Here is an 18559-nt window from a genome sequence, read left to right on the forward strand (position 1 = left end):
TAAATATTTAATTTTAATCGTTACCTAATAATTAAACAACATGAACATGAAAAAGATTTTAACCTTAGTATTTGTTTCAGTGTTAGGTGGAATTATTTCCTTATCTGCCTACACCTTATTTATTGAAAAAGATCAAACAATAACAATTACAGAAAGTGCCGAAGAGCCTCAATTTATCAATGCGAGTTATGATGCAAAAACTGATAATTTGATAGCTGGCGAACAACCAGATTTTACAACCGCAGCAGAAAATACTATCGATGCCGTTGTACATGTTAAAAATACTGCAATTGTTTCATCACAACCAACGCTTGAAGATATGTTCTTTGGAAGAAATCCGTCACCAAGAGCTCAAGTTGGTACAGGAAGTGGTGTCATTATAAATAAAAACGGTTATATCATCACAAACAACCATGTGATAGCTGGTTCAAGTAGCATTTCAATAACTTTAAATGACAATCGCGTCTATGAGGCAGAACTTATTGGTACTGATGAAAAAACAGATATTGCACTCTTAAAAATTGATGCTGAAGAAGATTTACCTTCTATACCTTTTGCAGACTCTGATATGGCTAAAGTAGGTGAATGGGTTTTAGCGGTAGGAAATCCTTTTAATTTAACCTCAACAGTTACTGCAGGTATTATAAGTGCTAAATCTCGTGATCTATCAGGTCGAAACTCACAATCATTTATTCAAACTGATGCTGCAGTAAATCCAGGTAATTCTGGAGGTGCATTGGTAAATTCCAGAGGAGAATTAGTAGGAATTAATACTGCTATTTCATCTAGAACAGGTTCTTACATTGGTTATTCTTTTGCTGTACCAAGTAATATTGCGCGTAAAGTAGTAGAAGACATCATGGAGTTTGGTGATGTACAAGAAGGAGTCTTGGGAGTTTCAATCTTAAACAGAAACTCAAAAGAAGCTATTGAGAAAGGTCTTAATGAAATTGATGGAGTGTATATAAGTGAAGTCGAAGAAAATTCTGGTGCAAAACAAGCAGGAATTAGAAATGGAGACATCATTAAAAAATTGGATAATGTAGAGATCTCTAAGTTTTCAGACTTAAGTGGTTATATTAAAACCAAAAGGCCTAATGACGTTATAAATGTGGAGATTGAGAGAAATAATGAGGTTAAGACCATTCCTGTAAAGCTCTCAAAAAGCGATATTATTAGCGTTGAATTTATAGAAATGGAGTTGAGAAACCTTCCTTCGAAGTTCAAAAAAGAAACCAATCTAGATAAAGGTGTAATGATCTATAAAACGAGTAATGTTTATCTCTACAAAAAACTAGGTATAAGACCTGGATATGTAATAACAGGAATCAATGACATTACTATCAACACGTTGGAAGATCTATCAAAGTTTACTAATAAGTATGGATCAAATGCTCAAGACAATATTTATAAACTAGAGTATATGGATACCAATTTAAATAAGAAAGAAGTCATTTTTGAATAAACGCAACATACGAGCTATATAAAGCCCTTCCGAAATTATATTCTGAAGGGCTTTTTATTTTTTCATTTTACATTACGAAAACGTTTGAAATATGTTACTTTTGCAAAAATTTTAAACACAACAACCTGTCTGTTTAATAAGCAGACACTAAAATTATCACAATGGGTTTGAACGGAACTTATGAAAAAGAACTTGCTTTTCAAGCAGATCGTAGAAGAGCTACTGTAGAATTTATTAAAATTGTCAGTGATCTCTGGTACGACAAATCAATAGAATTGGTACTCTTTAGAAACCAATTAATTGATAGAAATGTTAGCGAAATTTTAAATCTTCACGAGTATGCTGGAGAATTTGTGCAAAAACCAATCTCTATCTTTGATTCTGTAGAAATCGCTCAAGCGATAAAAACATTAGATCTGCCTCCAGCTAAATTAGATATAGGAAAACTAACTTATGAGTTTCATTTAGAAGACCAAAAGTATAGCAATGCTACTGGTTTTGTTGCATCAAAACTTAAAGAAGCAAAGAAAACTAAAGATATAAAACCAAAAGATGTTGTTTTATATGGTTTTGGTAGAATAGGACGTTTAGTTGCCAGAGAGCTTATGACCAGAACAGGAAAAGGTAGCCAGTTACGTCTTAGAGCCATTGTAACTCGTGGTGCCATTGACGAAGTAGTTCTTGAAAAAAGAGCTTCTTTATTGAGAAATGATTCTGTACATGGTGATTTTTCAGGAACTGTTGTAGCAGATGCTAAAAATAGTGCCTTATTAATTAATGGAACAACAGTCAATGTTATTTCAGCTAATGCTCCTGAAGATATTGATTATACAAAATATGGAATCAATGATGCCTTAGTGATAGACAACACTGGAGCTTTTAGAGATGATGAAGCTTTAGGAAGACACCTTAAATCTAAAGGTGTAGAAAAAGTATTGTTAACAGCACCAGGTAAAGGGGTTCCTAATATTGTTCATGGTGTTAATCATTCAGAACATAATCCAGATAAAGTTGATATTTTTTCAGCTGCCTCTTGTACTACCAATGCCATTACACCAATATTAAAAGCTATTGAAGATACGTTTGGTGTAGTTAGCGGTCACTTAGAAACCATTCATGCTTATACTAATGATCAAAACCTGGTAGATAACTTCCATAAAAAATACAGACGTGGTAGAGCTGCAGGTTTAAATATGGTTATTACTGAAACTGGAGCTGGGAAAGCTGTATCTAAAGCATTACCATCATTAGAAGGAAAACTTACTTCAAATGCTATCAGAGTTCCTGTTCCTAATGGATCTTTAGCCATATTGAATTTAGAGTTAGAAAAAGAAACTTCTGTAGAAGGTATTAATACAATTATGAAAAAGTATGCTCTAGAAGGTAATCTGGTTGAACAAATCAAATACGAAATGAGCGACGAATTAGTATCTAGTGATATTGTTGGTAGCTCTGCTCCGTCAATCTATGATAGTAAAGCAACAATTGTTCGTAGTGATGGAAAAAATGCCATACTTTACATCTGGTACGATAATGAGTATGGTTATAGTCATCAAGTGATTAGATTAGCAAAGTATATTGCTAAAGTAAGACGTTTTTCATACTACTAATAGTTCATAACATCCAAAATTATTTTTGAATCGTATATAATTTAGCCTCACAATTTGTGAGGCTAAATGTTTAATTCAACTCTCAATTTAACGTATTAATTATTATATTGCTAACCATTAATTAAGCTATTTAATTCAACCAAACCAAAATGAAAACTCTCAAAACGCTACTCCTTACAACTCTTACTGTATTTTGTTTTTCAAGTTCATTTGCTCAAAATGCCAATGAAGAAGAGACATTATCTCTAAATAGTGGAACTATTGATAACCAATTTGAATATGTCTTTAGAAAATCTGGGAATTTTAAAGGAACCAAAGGCCAAAAGTATGAAGCCGTTAAGCAAGCATGGTTACTTAAACTGAAAGCAAATGTTTTAGATTCATTAAAAACAACTTATCAAGAACTCAACAAAACGCAAGCAGTAGTAACTAATCAAGCCAAAACCATCGATGATTTGAATGCTGAACTCACAAATACTAAAACGGAGTTATCAAATACCATTTCAGAAAAAGACAGTATGGAGCTTTTTGGGATGCAAACCAGCAAACCAAACTACAGCTTGATTTTATGGAGTATTGTTGGTGTGTTATCTGCTTTATTGTTGTTCTTTATTTATAAGTATAGAAATAGTAATGCTATAACTAAACAGGCAAAAAAGACCTTAGCTGAGACAGAAGAAGAATTTGAAGAGCACAGACGAGTTGCTCTGGAGCGTGAACAAAAGGTTAGACGTCAATTGCAAGATGAAATCAATAAGCAAAAGAATGCTTAAGTGATGACACCTGAAAATCTAACAGTCATACTGAAGTAAAATCAGTATCTCATATAAACTTATTAAATTAAAAATCTGTAATTTTAGATTACAGATTTTTTTTATGGATATCAAGCACGCAAAACTTAAAGATCTAAATGCATTAACCAAGTTATTTGACGGTTATCGTGTCTTCTATAAGCAACAATCAAACATAGAAGCTTCAAAGCGATTTTTAAAACAGCGCTTAATGCAAAATGATTCTATCATTTATGTTGCTTATATAGATAACCAAGCAGTAGGCTTTACACAACTCTACCCTCTGTTTTCATCTGTATCCATGGAACCCATGTATATGCTTAACGATCTATATGTGGACTCCAATTTTAGAAACAAAGGTATTGGTGAGGCTTTAGTAAATCGTGCTAAACGCTTATGCCAATCGGAAAACAACAAAGGACTAGCCATACAAACCGCTTTTGATAATCCTGCTCAACATTTATACCAACGTTTAGGCTTTAAAAAAGATACTGATTTACAGTTTTTCTGGACTAACGAATAACACTTCATATGAAATTCAAACACCTTTATCTCCTACTCGCTGTTCTGGGATTAGTATACACCTGGTATTATAATATTCAATTTTACCAAAACGAAATGGATACCTCCATCTCTAATTTTATAGCACTTACAAAAACCACACTACCTGCAAAATCAATTGTAGCAGATATTTCAATTGTTGTCATTACATTTCTGGTGTGGATGATTTATGAGTCGCTTAAATTAAAAATCAAATATTGGTGGATCATTATACCTTTGACATTTTTAGTTGCTATTGCCTTTAGTTTTCCTTTGTTCTTATACATGCGAGCTACCCGATTAGAAACTTTAAAAATAAATGCCGAAAATTAACTAATCTAAATACAGAAATAATTGTATTTTGTTAGCTCAAAACTGAGTCTAAAAGCCAACCAGTCGATTGCAGGAATTCCCAAAAGACATACAATTTAAATATCCATGGAGAGCCTATCAGCAACGCGTACTTGAGGATTTAAAAAGTCATTTAGATGACTCACATTTACATGTGGTAGCACCTCCTGGCTCTGGTAAAACAGTTCTCGGGCTCGAAGTTGCCATTAGACTTAATAATCCAACATTAATATTAGCACCAACAATAGCCATTAGAAATCAATGGATACAGAGGTTTTGTGAATTATTTCTTCAAACCGATACGATACCACAATGGATTTCAAGAGATATTAGAAACCCTAAATTTTTAACGGTTTCTACATATCAAGGATTACATGCTGCTTGTAATGACATAGCAACAGATGAGGAAGAGTATGAAGAAGAAATCGAAGACACTCAGGAGCTTTTTATTACTGACACTAATATTGCTAATGTCGCTAAAGGCTTAAAAGCTCAAGGTGTAAAAACCATTATTGCTGATGAGGCTCATCATCTAAAAAACAGTTGGTGGTATACTTTAAATACTATTAAAGATGAACTAGACCCTGTGATTGTAGGGCTCACAGCCACACCGCCTTACGACGTCACAGTTAACGAATGGCAACGGTATATAAATTTGAATGGACCTGTAGACACTGAGATTACTATCCCTGAACTTATTATCGAAGGCGATTTATGTCCTCATCAGGATTATGTACATTTCACATTACCTTCTAAAAAGGAAAAGCAAGACATTCATAATTTCAGAGAACGCATTTCAAAACTATTTCATGAGATTCAATCAGATGAAATCTTAATTGATGCCATTGAAAATCACCCTATTTGGCTATTACCAACACTCCATGTTGACTGGATATATACCAACTTAGCTTACTATTCGGCATGTTTAATTTTCCTCAATGCTAATGGTAAAGAGGTTTCAAAAATGCATTTGGAAATTATAGATGATATATCTGTAAAAATTCCAAACTTTGATTATGATTGGATAGAGATCTTATTAGAATTCTATCTGCACAGTAAAGATGATTATTTTGAAGCCTATACAGCACACAGAGAAAAACTAGAAAATCGTTTAAGACGCTATGGAGTAATTGAACGAAAACGTATCAACTTTTCTCACAATAAAAAAGTATCAGGCTATCTAACCTCAAGTATTAGCAAACTTCAGGGTGTTAAAAATATTGTTGACTTTGAATACAGTCAGCTTCAAAATAAACTACGATTAGTAATACTCTCAGATTACATACGAAAAGAGTTTATCGTTAATTCTTCTGAAAACACACTTGAGTTGAATAAAATAGGTGTGATTCCAATTTTTGAAACCTTAAGACGCGATAACGCTAACCATAAAAACATTGGAGTGCTTACAGGATCGATAATCATTATTCCTAAAAGTGCATTATCAGCATTTCAAACACAAGCGACAGACCTAGGAATTACAACTATTAAATGGAGTACACTCGATTATGACAACGATTACATCCTGATCAATCAAACCGAATCACTTAAACATGACATGGTTCATATCGTCACTGAGATATTCCAACAAGGTGATATAGAAGTTCTCATAGGCACAAAATCTCTTCTTGGTGAAGGTTGGGATGCTCCAGCAATTAACGCCCTCATATTGGCAACGTTTGTTGGTTCGTTTGTTTTGTCTAACCAAATGCGTGGAAGAGCCATTAGAACTCAAAATGGTAATACTTCAAAAACGGCAAACATATGGCATTTAGCTTGTATTGATCCATCAGCAAAGTCTAGTGGTACTGATTTTGATGTATTAAGTAGACGCTTTAGAAGTTTTGTAGGTATTTCATTCAGAGAAAATGCTAGTATAGAAAACGGTATTGACCGACTTCAGATTCCTTCACAAATAAATAAAAAGAAGATTCTGGAAAAACAAAACCAAGCTATTTTTGACCTCGCAGCAGATCGTAAGGGACTCAACCAACGCTGGAAAAAGGCTATTGAATCTGGAACTACACTCATAGAAGAAATCAAAGTTCCATATCGAGAAAAGCAACCTTACAGAATTGCAAAATCATTATCCTACTACAAAACAATCGCCAGTATTGGAAGCACGTTTTTGATTGGTGCATTGATATCCTCTGGATGGTTAGTGGATGTATGTTTAAGATTGCTTCCTAACCTTAAAAGTGCGCCTTTTGTAGGTTACTTTATTACAGCTATTGGTATTCTTGGACTATTATTATTTGGTGGTTTAGGATTTAAACATTTGCGTTTATATCTGCAGTATCGTGACATATCAAAAGACATTCATGGTATTGGAAAAGCCTTATTATCATCTTTGGTACACGCCAATCTTATTCATACGCCTTTAGAATATCTGCAAGTTGTGTCTTCCAAAAATGAATATGGAGCAGTATTCTGCCATTTAGAAGGAGGATCGACTTTTGAGAAATCAACCTTTATCAATGCGCTTTATGAAATCATTTCACCTATTGATAATCCGAGATATGTCATTATTAGAAAACATAGTCTTCTTAACATTTTTCAACAAAAAGATTATCATGCTGTACCAGAACAATTGGCCAAAAACAAAAATTTAGCCGAGTATTTCAAAATACAATGGAGTAAATATGTAGGCAAATGCGATTTGATATTTACAAGAACACCTAAGGGCAGAAAATTACTCTTAAAATCCAGATTAAAATCTTTAGCAGCACAGTTTGAAAACAATATTGAACGCGTAAATAAATGGCAATAAGACCACTTAATTATTTCGTTATATCAAAAAAAGTGATGGATGATTTATATAAAGGTGATGCAGCTATTCAAAGTGCTTTAGAACTATCTACCAAGTAATTCTAAATTCATATATCTTTGCACTCCACAAACAAGAGTCATGCGCATAGATATTATAACCGTTTTACCAGAATTATTAAGAAGTCCGTTTGAAGCCTCTATACTGAAACGTGCCATAGAAGCCAATCTGGTAAGTGTCCATTTTCACAACCTACGCGATTATGCCACTGGCGGCTACAAAGCTATTGACGACACACAATTTGGAGGTGGTGCAGGCATGGTCATGATGATTGAGCCTATCGATAAATGTATTACCAAATTACAAAGTGAACGTGATTATGATGAAATCATTTATATGACACCTGATGGTGATCGCTTAAATCAAAGTATTGCCAATCAAGTATCGCTTAAAGAAAATATTATCATTTTGTGCGGACATTATAAAGGTGTAGACCAACGGGTTCGTGATAAATTTATTACCAAGGAAATTTCTATTGGTGACTATGTGTTATCTGGTGGCGAATTAGGAGCGGCTGTTCTTTGTGATGCTGTTATTAGACTAATTCCCGGAGTTCTGGGAAATGAAACTTCTGCACTAACCGATTCCTTTCAGGATGGCTTATTAGCACCTCCAATATATACCAAACCCAGAGAGTATGATGGGATGAAAGTACCAGAAGTATTATTTAGCGGAAATTTTCCTGAAATTGAAAAATGGCGTGAAGAGCAAGCCTACAAAAGAACAAAAGAGCGACGACCGGATTTGTTGGATGATTAATACATAAATAATTTCATATGCAAGACTACGAAAATTTATACATTGCAACATATATAGTCCAGAATTTGGCCACATTGGTTTTATTTATTGGAAGTATTATTCTGTTTTCAAAACAACGAACGTTATCTACAATATTGATCCTAATTGGAAGTATTTTTATCTTCCTGTTTGGAGTTGGCAACATTTTTATGAGTGCTATTGCAGGACGCTATGGCACTGAAATGCTAATAAAAGTAAGTGCTTTTTATAATTTTTTTAATGGTGTGGTATATTTCATATTCTGTTTAGGTATATTTTTATTTACTCTTGATTATATAAAAAAGAAAAAAACAAAAAATGATATCTCAGACTTAGGTGTTAAGGATTGAGGCATTGTTGGAGCTCCTCATAGAGAGCGACTGCCGAAAGCCTGGTCCATCGGAGCCATTCAGCCTTTGTAGCACTATAGCGAAGGAGGCAGGCGGAGTTGGGAACACCCAAAAAAAATTAATTATTAATTGTGCATTATCAATTATTAACTATCTTTGCACCCACTTTTGGATTAACCTCTGGCGAAAATCGTGAATGTTGATTTGAAACAATCATTATAAATAATAAAAAATGAGTTCTTTAGTAAAATTTGTACAAGACGAATTTGTAACAAAAAAAGATTTTCCAGAATTTGGAGCAGGTGATACTATTACAGTGTATTACGAAATTAAAGAAGGAAGTAAAACACGTACACAGTTCTTTAAAGGTGTTGTACTACAGGTAAAAGGATCTGGGACTTCACAAACATTTACCATTAGAAAAATGTCAGGAACTATTGGTGTAGAGCGTATCTTCCCAATTAACTTACCTGCGCTTCAAAAAATTGAAGTGAACAAAAGAGGTAAAGTTAGAAGAGCAAGAATCTACTACTTTAGAGGTCTTACTGGTAAGAAAGCTAGAATTAAAGAAGTTAGAAGATAAGCTTCGACCACATAAATTTCATAGAAAGAGCCTTGACATTGTCAGGGCTTTTTTAGTTATGAACTTTTGTTAATAACTATGGTTTATAAAATGTGAATATCTAAACGGCTTAAAAATTTGGAATTCTCAAACAAAAACATACTTTAGCTAAACAATTAACAACAAACCTAGTTTGGTTTTGAAAGAAATTTTGAATTTATGTTAAATTTTAATAAAGTAACGTTCTTTATATCGTATTGTTTTTTGAGGTTTGGTTAACTGCATGTGTATGCGTGTAAGTGACGAAATCATGAAGCTTAAGTGACATTGGATGTGTAATCAGGCGATGTGGTTTAAGTGGAAAGCTTTGAAAAAGTAACAGGAGCGAAAGTGACTGTGAACAGGATGAGCAATGTTTATGGAGGCATCTAACACGCAAGTGGAAGATATTAAGACATAAGACATCAAGGAAAACAATCGAAAACGAAACCGAGTAGTAACAGGTCAATACATTTTGAAAGTTATGAAACGTTTCATTGAAATAGTGAGACTTGAACCGAAGTAGGATGAGTGAGCGCAAGCTTAGTAGTCTTAGTTTTAGCAGCAATGTTGAATAGGTCATGTGGAGCTATCTCAAAAAAGCCATGTCAAAGTAGTCAGCTACAGTGATATGGCTTTTGTTTTTTATATCTATTCCTTCTTTATACCTTTATCTCTCAAAACCAAATACTTCATGAGCCTTCCGTTTATTTGTGATAAAACGTTTAAAAGCCAGTCATATACTCAAAACTCCCTCGAAAAAGCTGAATATGACAATTGCACATTTATCAATTGTAATTTTTCGGAGTCTTATGTGTCGGGAATTAGTTTTTTAGAATGCAAATTTATTGATTGTAACTTCAGCATGGTAAAAACAAAAAACACCATTTTTAAAGATGCAGTATTCAACAATTGCAAGCTTTTAGGTGTCCCATTTCATGATTGTAATCCATTTTTGATGTCTATGACGTTTATAGACTCCCAACTTAATTTGTCATCTTTCTATAATTTAAAACTAAAAAATACCACATTTAGTAACTGTATACTTGAGCAAACTGATTTCACCAATAGTGACCTTACCAAATCTAAGTTTATCAATTCAGATCTCAAGAAAGCTATTTTTGACAAAACAATCCTGGAAAGTGTAGATTTCTCAAGTGCGTATAATCTGACTATCAACCCTGAACAAAATAGAATCAAGAATGCTAAATTTTCGAGAGATAATGCACTCGGACTTTTAGTACAGTATCAAATTGATATTAAATAAAGATTTTAACCGCTTCTAATTTTTGAATTGATAATTTTCTAACACTCAAATTATGAAATTGATAATTTAGGGTATTAATTTCATACATGTCTTAAAACCTTAGTTTAAGAGCTTAAGACATTTCTAAGAAACCCTTGTTTTTTGTATATTTGCACAGCTTAAAAATTAAGCGTTTTCAATACACTAAATTCTAAACACTTTATGGCAAATACTCCTACAATCATCTACACTAAAACAGATGAAGCACCAGCATTAGCAACACGCTCTTTATTACCAATTATAAAATCATTTACAAAATCGTCTAACATCAATATTGAAAGTAGAGATATATCTTTGGCAGGACGCATTTTAGCAAATTTCTCTGATTTTTTAACCGAGTCACAACGTGTTCCAGATGCTTTGGCCGAATTAGGAGAATTAGCAAAAAGTCCAGAAGCCAACATCATTAAACTTCCAAATATTAGTGCGTCAATTCCTCAGTTGAAAGCTGCTATCAAGGAATTACAAAATCAAGGTTACGGATTACCAAATTATCCAGATGAACCTGAAAATGATGAAGAAAAAACAATAAAAGCACGTTACGATAAAATAAAAGGTAGTGCAGTAAATCCTGTTTTGCGCGAAGGAAATTCAGACAGACGAGCACCAAAAGCAGTTAAGAATTTTGCTAAAAAGAACCCGCATTCTATGGGAGCATGGTCTTCAGATTCTAAAACACATGTGGCAACGATGTCACATGGAGATTTTGCTCACAATGAAGTCTCTGTTACTTTACCAGAGGCTACATCTGTAAAAATTGTACATACAGATAGTTCAGGTAATGCTACAATTTTAAAAGATAATTTATCATTACTCAAAGGTGAAATTATTGACGCAACAGTGATGAGTAAAAAAGCGTTAATAGAATTTTTAGAAGCTCAGGTAAAGGACGCTAAAGATAAAGGTGTGTTGTTTTCATTACATATGAAAGCTACCATGATGAAAGTGTCTGACCCGATTATATTTGGTCATGCTGTTCGCGTATTTTTTGCTGATCTATTTAAAAAACATGGCGACACTTTTGAAGAAATAGGTGTTGATGTCAATAACGGTTTTGGAAACTTAATGAGTAAACTCAGTGAATTACCAGAACCCAAACGTTTACTGATTGAAGAGGATATCGCAACAGCTTTTGCCAATGCACCAGATGTAGCGATGGTTAATTCAGATAAAGGCATTACAAATCTACATGTGCCAAGTGATGTCATCATTGATGCATCTATGCCAGCAATGATAAGAACTTCAGGACAAATGTGGAATGCCCAAGGAAAACAACAAGACACCAAAGCAGTCATTCCAGATAGTAGTTATTCTGGCGTGTATACTGCCACAATAGATTTCTGTAAAAAACACGGTGCTTTCGATCCTACTACTATGGGAACTGTTCCTAATGTTGGATTAATGGCTCAAAAAGCTGAAGAATACGGATCTCATGATAAGACCTTTGAAATACCAGCCAACGGAAAAGTTGAAGTCATTGATGTTGCAGGAAATGTATTAACATCACATGAAGTAGAAACTGGTGATATCTGGAGAATGTGTCAAGTTAAAGATGCACCAATTCAGGATTGGATCAAATTGGCTGTTACGAGAGCAAGAGCTTCACAGACACCTGCTGTATTTTGGTTAGATGAAAAGAGAGCTCATGACGCTGAGTTGATTAAAAAAGTCAACCAATATTTACCAAACCATGATACCTCAGGATTAGATATTAGAATCCTCTCTCCTATTAAAGCTACAGAATTTACTTTAGAAAGAATTAAAGATGGAAATGACACTATTTCTGTAACTGGAAATGTATTGCGTGATTACCTAACAGATCTGTTTCCAATTTTAGAATTAGGAACTAGTGCAAAAATGTTATCTATTGTTCCTTTAATGAATGGTGGAGGTTTATTTGAAACTGGTGCTGGTGGATCTGCTCCTAAACATGTTCAGCAGTTTACTAAAGAAAACCATTTACGTTGGGATTCTCTAGGTGAATTTTTAGCGCTTGCTGTGTCCTTAGAACATTTCGGAACTGTGAATCACAACCCAAAAGCTCTTATTCTTTCTGAAACCTTAGATGATGCCACTGAAAAATTATTAGCTAACGGAAAATCGCCTTCTAGAAAAGTAATGGAATTAGACAATAGAGGTAGTCACTTCTATTTAGCTTTATTCTGGGCTGAGGCTTTAGCTAATCAAAACAAAGATGAAGATTTAAAGCATGAGTTTGCACAAGTATTTAGAGATTTACAAGCACATGAAGCAAAAATTGTTGATGAGCTGAATTCTGTACAAGGACAAGCTATGGATATTGGAGGTTACTATGAGCCAAATGAAGTAAAAACTTCAGAAGCAATGCGACCTAGCAATACATTGAATAAGATCATAGGTTAATCTTATTGTATAATACAATACGAAAAGGCTGTCCGTAAAGCAGCCTTTTTTTTGTTTTAAACATGTTGTAAATTTACAGAATGACAAAAGAAAACCTCATTGCTTGTCACAGTAGAATTAAACCTTTTATTCATAATACACCTGTATTAAGTTCAAGATTGGTTAATAACCTTGTTGGCGCAGAAGTCTATTTTAAGTGTGAAAACTTTCAAAAAGCTGGTGCTTATAAAATGCGAGGTGCTACCAATGCGATTATACAACTAACCGATGAAAAAAAAGCAAATGGAGTAGTTACACATTCTTCGGGAAATTTTGCCCAAGCCTTGTCATTAGGTGCTCAGAGTTTGGGAGTTAAAGCTACTATAGTCATGCCTTCAAATTCTCCAAAAGTAAAGAAGAATGCTGTTTTAGAATATGGAGGACAGATCATTGAATGTGAACCGACCATTGAGGCCAGAGAAGCTGCTGCTGAACATATTGTAAAAACAACTGGAGCTACTTTTATTCATCCATCTAATGATCTTGATGTTATATTAGGACAAGGAACAGCCTGTGTTGAATTGCTTCATGAACAACCAGAATTAAATGCTGTCTTTTGTCCGGTTGGAGGTGGTGGTTTAATAGCTGGTTCTTCATTAGCCGCTCATTATTTTGGAGTAAATTGTATGATTATTGGCGGAGAACCCTTTGAAGCTGACGATGCATATCGATCTTTGATTAGTGGCAAAATTGAATCTAACATCACAGCAAATACCATTGCTGACGGACTCAGAACACAATTAGGCCATCATAATTTTCCAATCATTCAAAAACATGTTAACCGCATTATAAGAGTCACCGAACAGGAAATTATCGAAGCCATGCGCTTCATTTGGGAGCGTATGAAAATTATTATCGAACCATCAAGTGCCGTAACTTTTGCTGCAGTACTAAAAGAAAAAGATCAATTTAAAAATAAGAAAGTTGGAGTAATCATTTCTGGTGGAAATGTGGATGTCAATAACTTACCTTTTAATATTTAATTAACTTTTAAGTCAATACATGTCAGATAGTTCTTTCTTAATTTTGTGTAATGATGACAATTAAGAATAAAGCCCTTCTCCTTTTCTTATTATGTATTAATAGCGTCTTCGCGCAAGAAAAGATAACACTGAGTGGTACCATTACTGATGCCAATAGTAATGAGACACTAATTGGTGTTAATATTATTTTTCCCGAATTACAAACAGGAACTAATACTAACGAATATGGTTTCTACTCTATTTCGCTACCAAAAGGGGAGTATAAAATGCAAATTAGTTATCTGGGTTACACCACTATTACGGAGACCATATCCTTTTCCGAAGATAAAGTAGTAAACTATAAACTTGAAGAAAACACAGAGAGTCTTGACGAAATTGTAATCAAACAAGATGTTGAAAAACTCAATATCAAAAAACCACAAATGAGTGTTAACGCCTTATCAATTGGAACAATCAAGCAAATGCCTGTGGTTCTTGGAGAAGTTGATGTGATCAAATCTATCACATTACTACCTGGTGTTACTAATGCTGGTGAAGGCTCTTCAGGGTTTAATGTGAGAGGTGGTGCAGCAGATCAAAACCTGATCTTATTAGATGAAGCTACAATTTTTAACTCATCTCATCTTTTCGGTTTCTTTTCTGTTTTTAATCCCGACGCCATCAAAGATATCAAACTTTATAAAGGTGGCATTCCAGCAAAATATGGAGGTCGCGTATCTTCGGTGCTTGATATCTATCAAAAAGATGGGAACAGTAACGAATTTCATATGAATGGTGGTATTGGTATTGTATCCAGCCGTTTACTTGCTGAAGGTCCTATAAAAAAAGGAAAAGGTTCATTTTTATTTGGCGGTCGTAGTAGTTACGCTCATTTATTCCTACCACTTTTCGACATTGATAATATCGCCTATTTTTATGATCTCAACACCAAATTAAGCTACAGACTTAACGATAAAAACAGCTTATATCTTTCTGGTTACTTTGGAAGAGATGTGTTTAATATTTCCGATAGTTTTGAAAACACCTATGGAAATACAGTCGTTAATTTTAGATGGAATCATTTATTTTCTGATCGATTGTTCTCTAATATGTCATTGATTTATTCTGATTATTACTACGGATTAAACTTAAATTTTGTTGAGTTTGATTGGGACTCTGGTATTCAAAATTTCAATTTTAAATACGATCTAAAGCACTATGTCAATAATAATTTCAAACTTGAATACGGTTTAAATAGTATTTATTACAAATTCAATCCTGGTGATATTAAGCCTTCAACACCTACATCTGGAATCAATGAATTTAAACTCATTGACAAATATGCCTTTGAAAATGCTATCTATATCGATGCTGAACACCAAGTCAGTAACCGGTTAGCTTTATCTTATGGTTTGAGAGTAAGTTCATTTTTAAGACTAGGTCAAGATGAACTAAATGTGTACGAAAACGATAATCCGTTAATCTTTAATGAGGAACTTCAAATCTATGAAAAAGCCGAACCTACAGGTACAGAAAGTTTCAGCAGAAGTGATGTAATCAAATCGTTTGCTAATCTGGAACCACGATTTGCACTTGCCTATCAACTCAATGATAATTCCTCTGTAAAGGCTAGCTACAACAGGATGACACAATACTTACATCTCTTATCAAATACGACATCGCCAACACCTCTTGATGTTTGGACTCCAAGTGGTAAGTATGTAAAACCTCAATTATTAGATCAGGTAGCAATAGGTTACTTTAAGACCTTTAAAGACAATCGATATTCACTTGAAGTAGAAAGCTTTTACAAGACCATCAAAAACAGAATTGATTATACAGATGGTGCTGATCTCATTGCTAATAACGCCATAGAACAAGTCATATTAAACGGACGAGCGAGAGCTTACGGACTCGAAATTTTACTAAGAAAAAATGAAGGACAACTCAAAGGTTGGTTGTCTTACACATTATCCAAATCTGAACAACAAACTGAAGGAAGAACTGCTGCAGAAACAGGTGTAAATAATGGCGAATGGTATAATACAGCATTTGATAAAACTCACGACATTTCTTTAACAGCTAGTTATAAGCTCAATAAAAAATGGACCTTTAATAGTAATTTTCTCTTTCAAACTGGTCAACCTACAACATTTCCAAACGGTCAATACGAATTTAATGGTATTACCATCCCAAATTATGAATCAAGGAATTCAAGTAGATTACCAGCCTATCATAGATTAGACATATCAGCTACTTATACGCCCAAACCAGAATCAAAGAAACGCTGGAAAGGCGAATGGGTATTTGGTATATACAATCTTTATAACAGGCGAAATGCTGCTTCTATATCCTTTGGAGAAAACAGAATGACTGGACGCAATGAGGCAACTCGATTGGCTATTTTTGGAATTATTCCATCGGTTTCATATAATTTTAAATTCTAAACAATGAAAAAGTACATATATATTCTACTAAGTCTGTTGATGTTTTCCTGTGAAGATGTCATAGATGTTGACCTAAATACTGCCGAACCAAAACTAGTGATCGATGCCTCTATAAATTGGTTTAAGAATACAGCTGGTAATCAACAGGAGATAAAATTAACCTTATCTGCCCCATATTTTGATGAAGAAGTTCCTCCAGCCACAGGTGCCGAAGTTCGGGTCATTAAATCCAGTGATGATGTATTCGAATTCATAGAAGAAGGAACTACTGGTATCTACAAAAACAACGTCTTTATACCGCAAATCAATGAAACATACGATTTGGAAATCATATATGAAGGAGAAGTCTACACAGCAACAGAAACTTTAAAATCTGTAGTAGATATTGATTATGTCGAACAAAATAATGATGGTGGTTTTTCTGGTGAAGAAACCGAATTAAAGGCCTTTTATACAGATCCAGCTGATGAAGAAAATTATTATTTCTTTGAGTTTATAAGTGATATTCCAGACATTCCAAGTCTGGAAGTTTATGATGATGAGTTTACCAACGGAAATCAAATCTTTGGATTTTATACCGAAGAAGAATTAGAAACTGGAGATCAAGTAACCATTAGAAACTATGGCGTTTCAGAACGCTTTTACGAATTCATGTTCATTTTATTGCAACAAAATTCTGAAGAAGGTGGAGGACCATTCGAGACACAGCCTGCCACAGTTCGTGGCAATTGTATCAATGAGACCAATCCCGATAATTTTCCACTTGGTTATTTTAGATTATCTGAGGTTTCAGAATTGATCTATACTGTAGAGTAAGTTATTTTTGGCGTTACCCTTCACGCACTTTTAGTCAAGTGCAGAGAAGCGTCGTGTCATCCACTATATCTCTACATAGCCCAAGGCGATGTAGAGGATGTCGTTTCTACCACTAACGCAGAAGAAAATTTTAGCTATTTTTATACCATGACATTTATTAAAACAACTGAGCAGGATTCTAATTATAATCATTTGGAGAAAATGAGTTTAAATGAACTACTGACTAATATAAACACTGAAGACAAATCTGTTCCTTTAGCTGTAGAAAAAGCCATTCCTCAAATAGAAGTACTTACAGAGCAAATTGTTTCAAAATTAAAACATGGTGGTCGCTTATTTTATATTGGCGCAGGCACAAGTGGAAGGTTAGGTATATTAGACGCTTCAGAATGCCCACCAACTTTTGGTGTTTCTCATGATTTGGTCATCGGCCTTATAGCTGGAGGAGATTCAGCTATTAGAAAAGCAGTAGAGTTTGCTGAAGATTCGACAACTCAGGGATGGAAAGATCTTCAAACTTTTAATATTTCAGAACAGGATGTTGTTGTTGGAATTGCTGCTTCAGGAACAACACCTTATGTTATTGGTGCTCTTAAACAGTGTAACCAAAATAATATTATAACGGGTTGTATCACTTGTAATACTAATAGCCCATTATCAAATGTGTCTAAATATCCAATTGAAGTCATCGTAGGACCAGAGTTTGTAACGGGAAGCTCTCGTATGAAAGCAGGAACAGCTCAGAAATTAGTTCTTAATATGATTTCAACATCTACTATGATAAAGCTCAATAAGGTTAAAGGAAATAAAATGGTAGATATGCAATTGAGTAATAACAAACTTGTAGATAGAGGTATCAGAATGATTACCAAAGAACTTAATGTTACTAATGATGAAGCTGAACGTCTACTAAGCAAATACAAAAGTGTAAGATCTGCAATTCAAAACTACAACAATGGAAACTAATCATACAGATAAAGAATTATTAGTCAAAGGCATTAAAACTATGTTATTAACCGCAGCTTTAATGTTTTTAGGTCCTACTCTATTTTATATAGGACTTAGTAATCCTGACAAACCACTTTACATTCCTATTTTAATAGTGGCTTCAATTTTGTGTATTCTAGCCATCTATTTGGCATTCAAAGGACTTAAAACAATTATGGACAGTATGTTCAAGAAGTAATTATCTATGTAGTTAGTTCACATTTCATAAAAACCGGATATAAAAAAAACCCTTTACAGTTAAACACTATAAAGGGTTTCAAAAAAGGCGACGACCTACTCTCCCACGATTG

Annotated in this window: 16 protein-coding genes; all 16 read left to right on the forward strand. The window is 34.0% G+C overall.

Translation table 11 applies throughout. The annotated features are described in order from the left end of the window. Positions 1-46: 46 nt before the first annotated feature. The 16 genes from Q0951_RS06705 (at position 47) to Q0951_RS06780 (ending at position 18447) form a co-directional block, all read left to right on the forward strand. Positions 47-1465 (forward strand): trypsin-like peptidase domain-containing protein, encoded by a 1419-nt coding sequence (locus Q0951_RS06705; RefSeq protein WP_299335653.1) that lies wholly within the window; start codon positions 47-49, stop codon positions 1463-1465. 161 nt (positions 1466-1626) lie between these two features. Beyond that, positions 1627-3075, forward strand: coding sequence for a glyceraldehyde-3-phosphate dehydrogenase (locus Q0951_RS06710; RefSeq protein ID WP_299335655.1), 1449 nt, complete (start codon positions 1627-1629; stop codon positions 3073-3075). 149 nt (positions 3076-3224) lie between these two features. After that, a complete protein-coding gene (locus tag Q0951_RS06715) occupies positions 3225-3848 on the forward strand; it encodes a tRNA (guanine-N1)-methyltransferase (RefSeq protein ID WP_299335657.1) in 624 nt (207 codons plus the stop codon). A gap of 103 nt (positions 3849-3951) precedes the next feature. Further along, positions 3952-4389, forward strand: a complete 438-nt coding sequence (locus Q0951_RS06720; protein ID WP_299335659.1) for a GNAT family N-acetyltransferase — start codon at positions 3952-3954, stop codon at positions 4387-4389. Between the two features lie 8 nt (positions 4390-4397). Next, positions 4398-4739 (forward strand): DUF2834 domain-containing protein, encoded by a 342-nt coding sequence (locus Q0951_RS06725; RefSeq protein ID WP_299335661.1) that lies wholly within the window; start codon positions 4398-4400, stop codon positions 4737-4739. A 67-nt stretch (positions 4740-4806) separates the two neighbouring features. Next, on the forward strand, positions 4807-7524 hold the full coding sequence (locus tag Q0951_RS06730) for a DEAD/DEAH box helicase family protein (RefSeq protein WP_299335663.1): 2718 nt from the start codon (positions 4807-4809) through the stop codon (positions 7522-7524). Positions 7525-7662: 138 nt separating this feature from the next. Next, positions 7663-8340, forward strand: coding sequence for a tRNA (guanosine(37)-N1)-methyltransferase TrmD (trmD, locus tag Q0951_RS06735; protein WP_299335665.1), 678 nt, complete (start codon positions 7663-7665; stop codon positions 8338-8340). Between the two features lie 17 nt (positions 8341-8357). After that, positions 8358-8708, forward strand: coding sequence for a hypothetical protein (locus tag Q0951_RS06740; RefSeq protein WP_299335667.1), 351 nt, complete (start codon positions 8358-8360; stop codon positions 8706-8708). Between the two features lie 232 nt (positions 8709-8940). Then, a complete protein-coding gene (gene rplS / locus Q0951_RS06745; protein WP_230935649.1) occupies positions 8941-9291 on the forward strand; it encodes a 50S ribosomal protein L19 in 351 nt (116 codons plus the stop codon). Between the two features lie 712 nt (positions 9292-10003). Continuing rightward, entirely contained in the window at positions 10004-10576 is a 573-nt protein-coding gene (locus Q0951_RS06750) for a pentapeptide repeat-containing protein (RefSeq protein WP_299335668.1), read from the forward strand. 201 nt (positions 10577-10777) lie between these two features. Next, positions 10778-12997, forward strand: coding sequence for an NADP-dependent isocitrate dehydrogenase (locus tag Q0951_RS06755; RefSeq protein WP_299335670.1), 2220 nt, complete (start codon positions 10778-10780; stop codon positions 12995-12997). Between the two features lie 80 nt (positions 12998-13077). After that, complete coding sequence (locus Q0951_RS06760) at positions 13078-14019, forward strand: threonine/serine dehydratase (RefSeq protein WP_299335672.1); 942 nt, start codon at positions 13078-13080, stop codon at positions 14017-14019. Positions 14020-14069: 50 nt separating this feature from the next. Beyond that, the gene (locus Q0951_RS06765) at positions 14070-16445 is read left to right on the forward strand and encodes a TonB-dependent receptor (RefSeq protein WP_299335674.1); all 2376 of its coding nucleotides are present in this window, start codon (positions 14070-14072) and stop codon (positions 16443-16445) included. A gap of 3 nt (positions 16446-16448) precedes the next feature. Beyond that, on the forward strand, positions 16449-17261 hold the full coding sequence (locus Q0951_RS06770) for a DUF4249 domain-containing protein (RefSeq protein ID WP_299335676.1): 813 nt from the start codon (positions 16449-16451) through the stop codon (positions 17259-17261). 147 nt (positions 17262-17408) lie between these two features. Continuing rightward, positions 17409-18227 (forward strand): N-acetylmuramic acid 6-phosphate etherase, encoded by an 819-nt coding sequence (gene murQ / locus Q0951_RS06775; protein ID WP_299335678.1) that lies wholly within the window; start codon positions 17409-17411, stop codon positions 18225-18227. Next, complete coding sequence (locus Q0951_RS06780) at positions 18217-18447, forward strand: DUF6095 family protein (protein WP_299335680.1); 231 nt, start codon at positions 18217-18219, stop codon at positions 18445-18447. Before murQ ends, Q0951_RS06780 begins: the two co-directional genes overlap by 11 nt. Positions 18448-18559: the final 112 nt, after the last annotated feature.

It is taken from the genome of uncultured Psychroserpens sp., assembly GCF_947501425.1.
Classification (GTDB): domain Bacteria; phylum Bacteroidota; class Bacteroidia; order Flavobacteriales; family Flavobacteriaceae; genus Psychroserpens.

Coding starts and splice junctions, on each gene's coding strand:
- rplS (WP_230935649.1), top strand. CDS start 8,941: ATGAGTTCTTTAGTAAAATTTGTACAAGACGAATTTGTAACAAAAAAA.
- Q0951_RS06780 (WP_299335680.1), top strand. CDS start 18,217: ATGGAAACTAATCATACAGATAAAGAATTATTAGTCAAAGGCATTAAA.
- Q0951_RS06765 (WP_299335674.1), top strand. CDS start 14,070: ATGATGACAATTAAGAATAAAGCCCTTCTCCTTTTCTTATTATGTATT.
- Q0951_RS06705 (WP_299335653.1), top strand. CDS start 47: ATGAAAAAGATTTTAACCTTAGTATTTGTTTCAGTGTTAGGTGGAATT.
- Q0951_RS06770 (WP_299335676.1), top strand. CDS start 16,449: ATGAAAAAGTACATATATATTCTACTAAGTCTGTTGATGTTTTCCTGT.
- Q0951_RS06740 (WP_299335667.1), top strand. CDS start 8,358: ATGCAAGACTACGAAAATTTATACATTGCAACATATATAGTCCAGAAT.
- Q0951_RS06720 (WP_299335659.1), top strand. CDS start 3,952: ATGGATATCAAGCACGCAAAACTTAAAGATCTAAATGCATTAACCAAG.
- Q0951_RS06750 (WP_299335668.1), top strand. CDS start 10,004: ATGAGCCTTCCGTTTATTTGTGATAAAACGTTTAAAAGCCAGTCATAT.
- murQ (WP_299335678.1), top strand. CDS start 17,409: ATGACATTTATTAAAACAACTGAGCAGGATTCTAATTATAATCATTTG.
- Q0951_RS06725 (WP_299335661.1), top strand. CDS start 4,398: ATGAAATTCAAACACCTTTATCTCCTACTCGCTGTTCTGGGATTAGTA.
- Q0951_RS06755 (WP_299335670.1), top strand. CDS start 10,778: ATGGCAAATACTCCTACAATCATCTACACTAAAACAGATGAAGCACCA.
- Q0951_RS06760 (WP_299335672.1), top strand. CDS start 13,078: ATGACAAAAGAAAACCTCATTGCTTGTCACAGTAGAATTAAACCTTTT.
- Q0951_RS06710 (WP_299335655.1), top strand. CDS start 1,627: ATGGGTTTGAACGGAACTTATGAAAAAGAACTTGCTTTTCAAGCAGAT.
- Q0951_RS06715 (WP_299335657.1), top strand. CDS start 3,225: ATGAAAACTCTCAAAACGCTACTCCTTACAACTCTTACTGTATTTTGT.
- trmD (WP_299335665.1), top strand. CDS start 7,663: ATGCGCATAGATATTATAACCGTTTTACCAGAATTATTAAGAAGTCCG.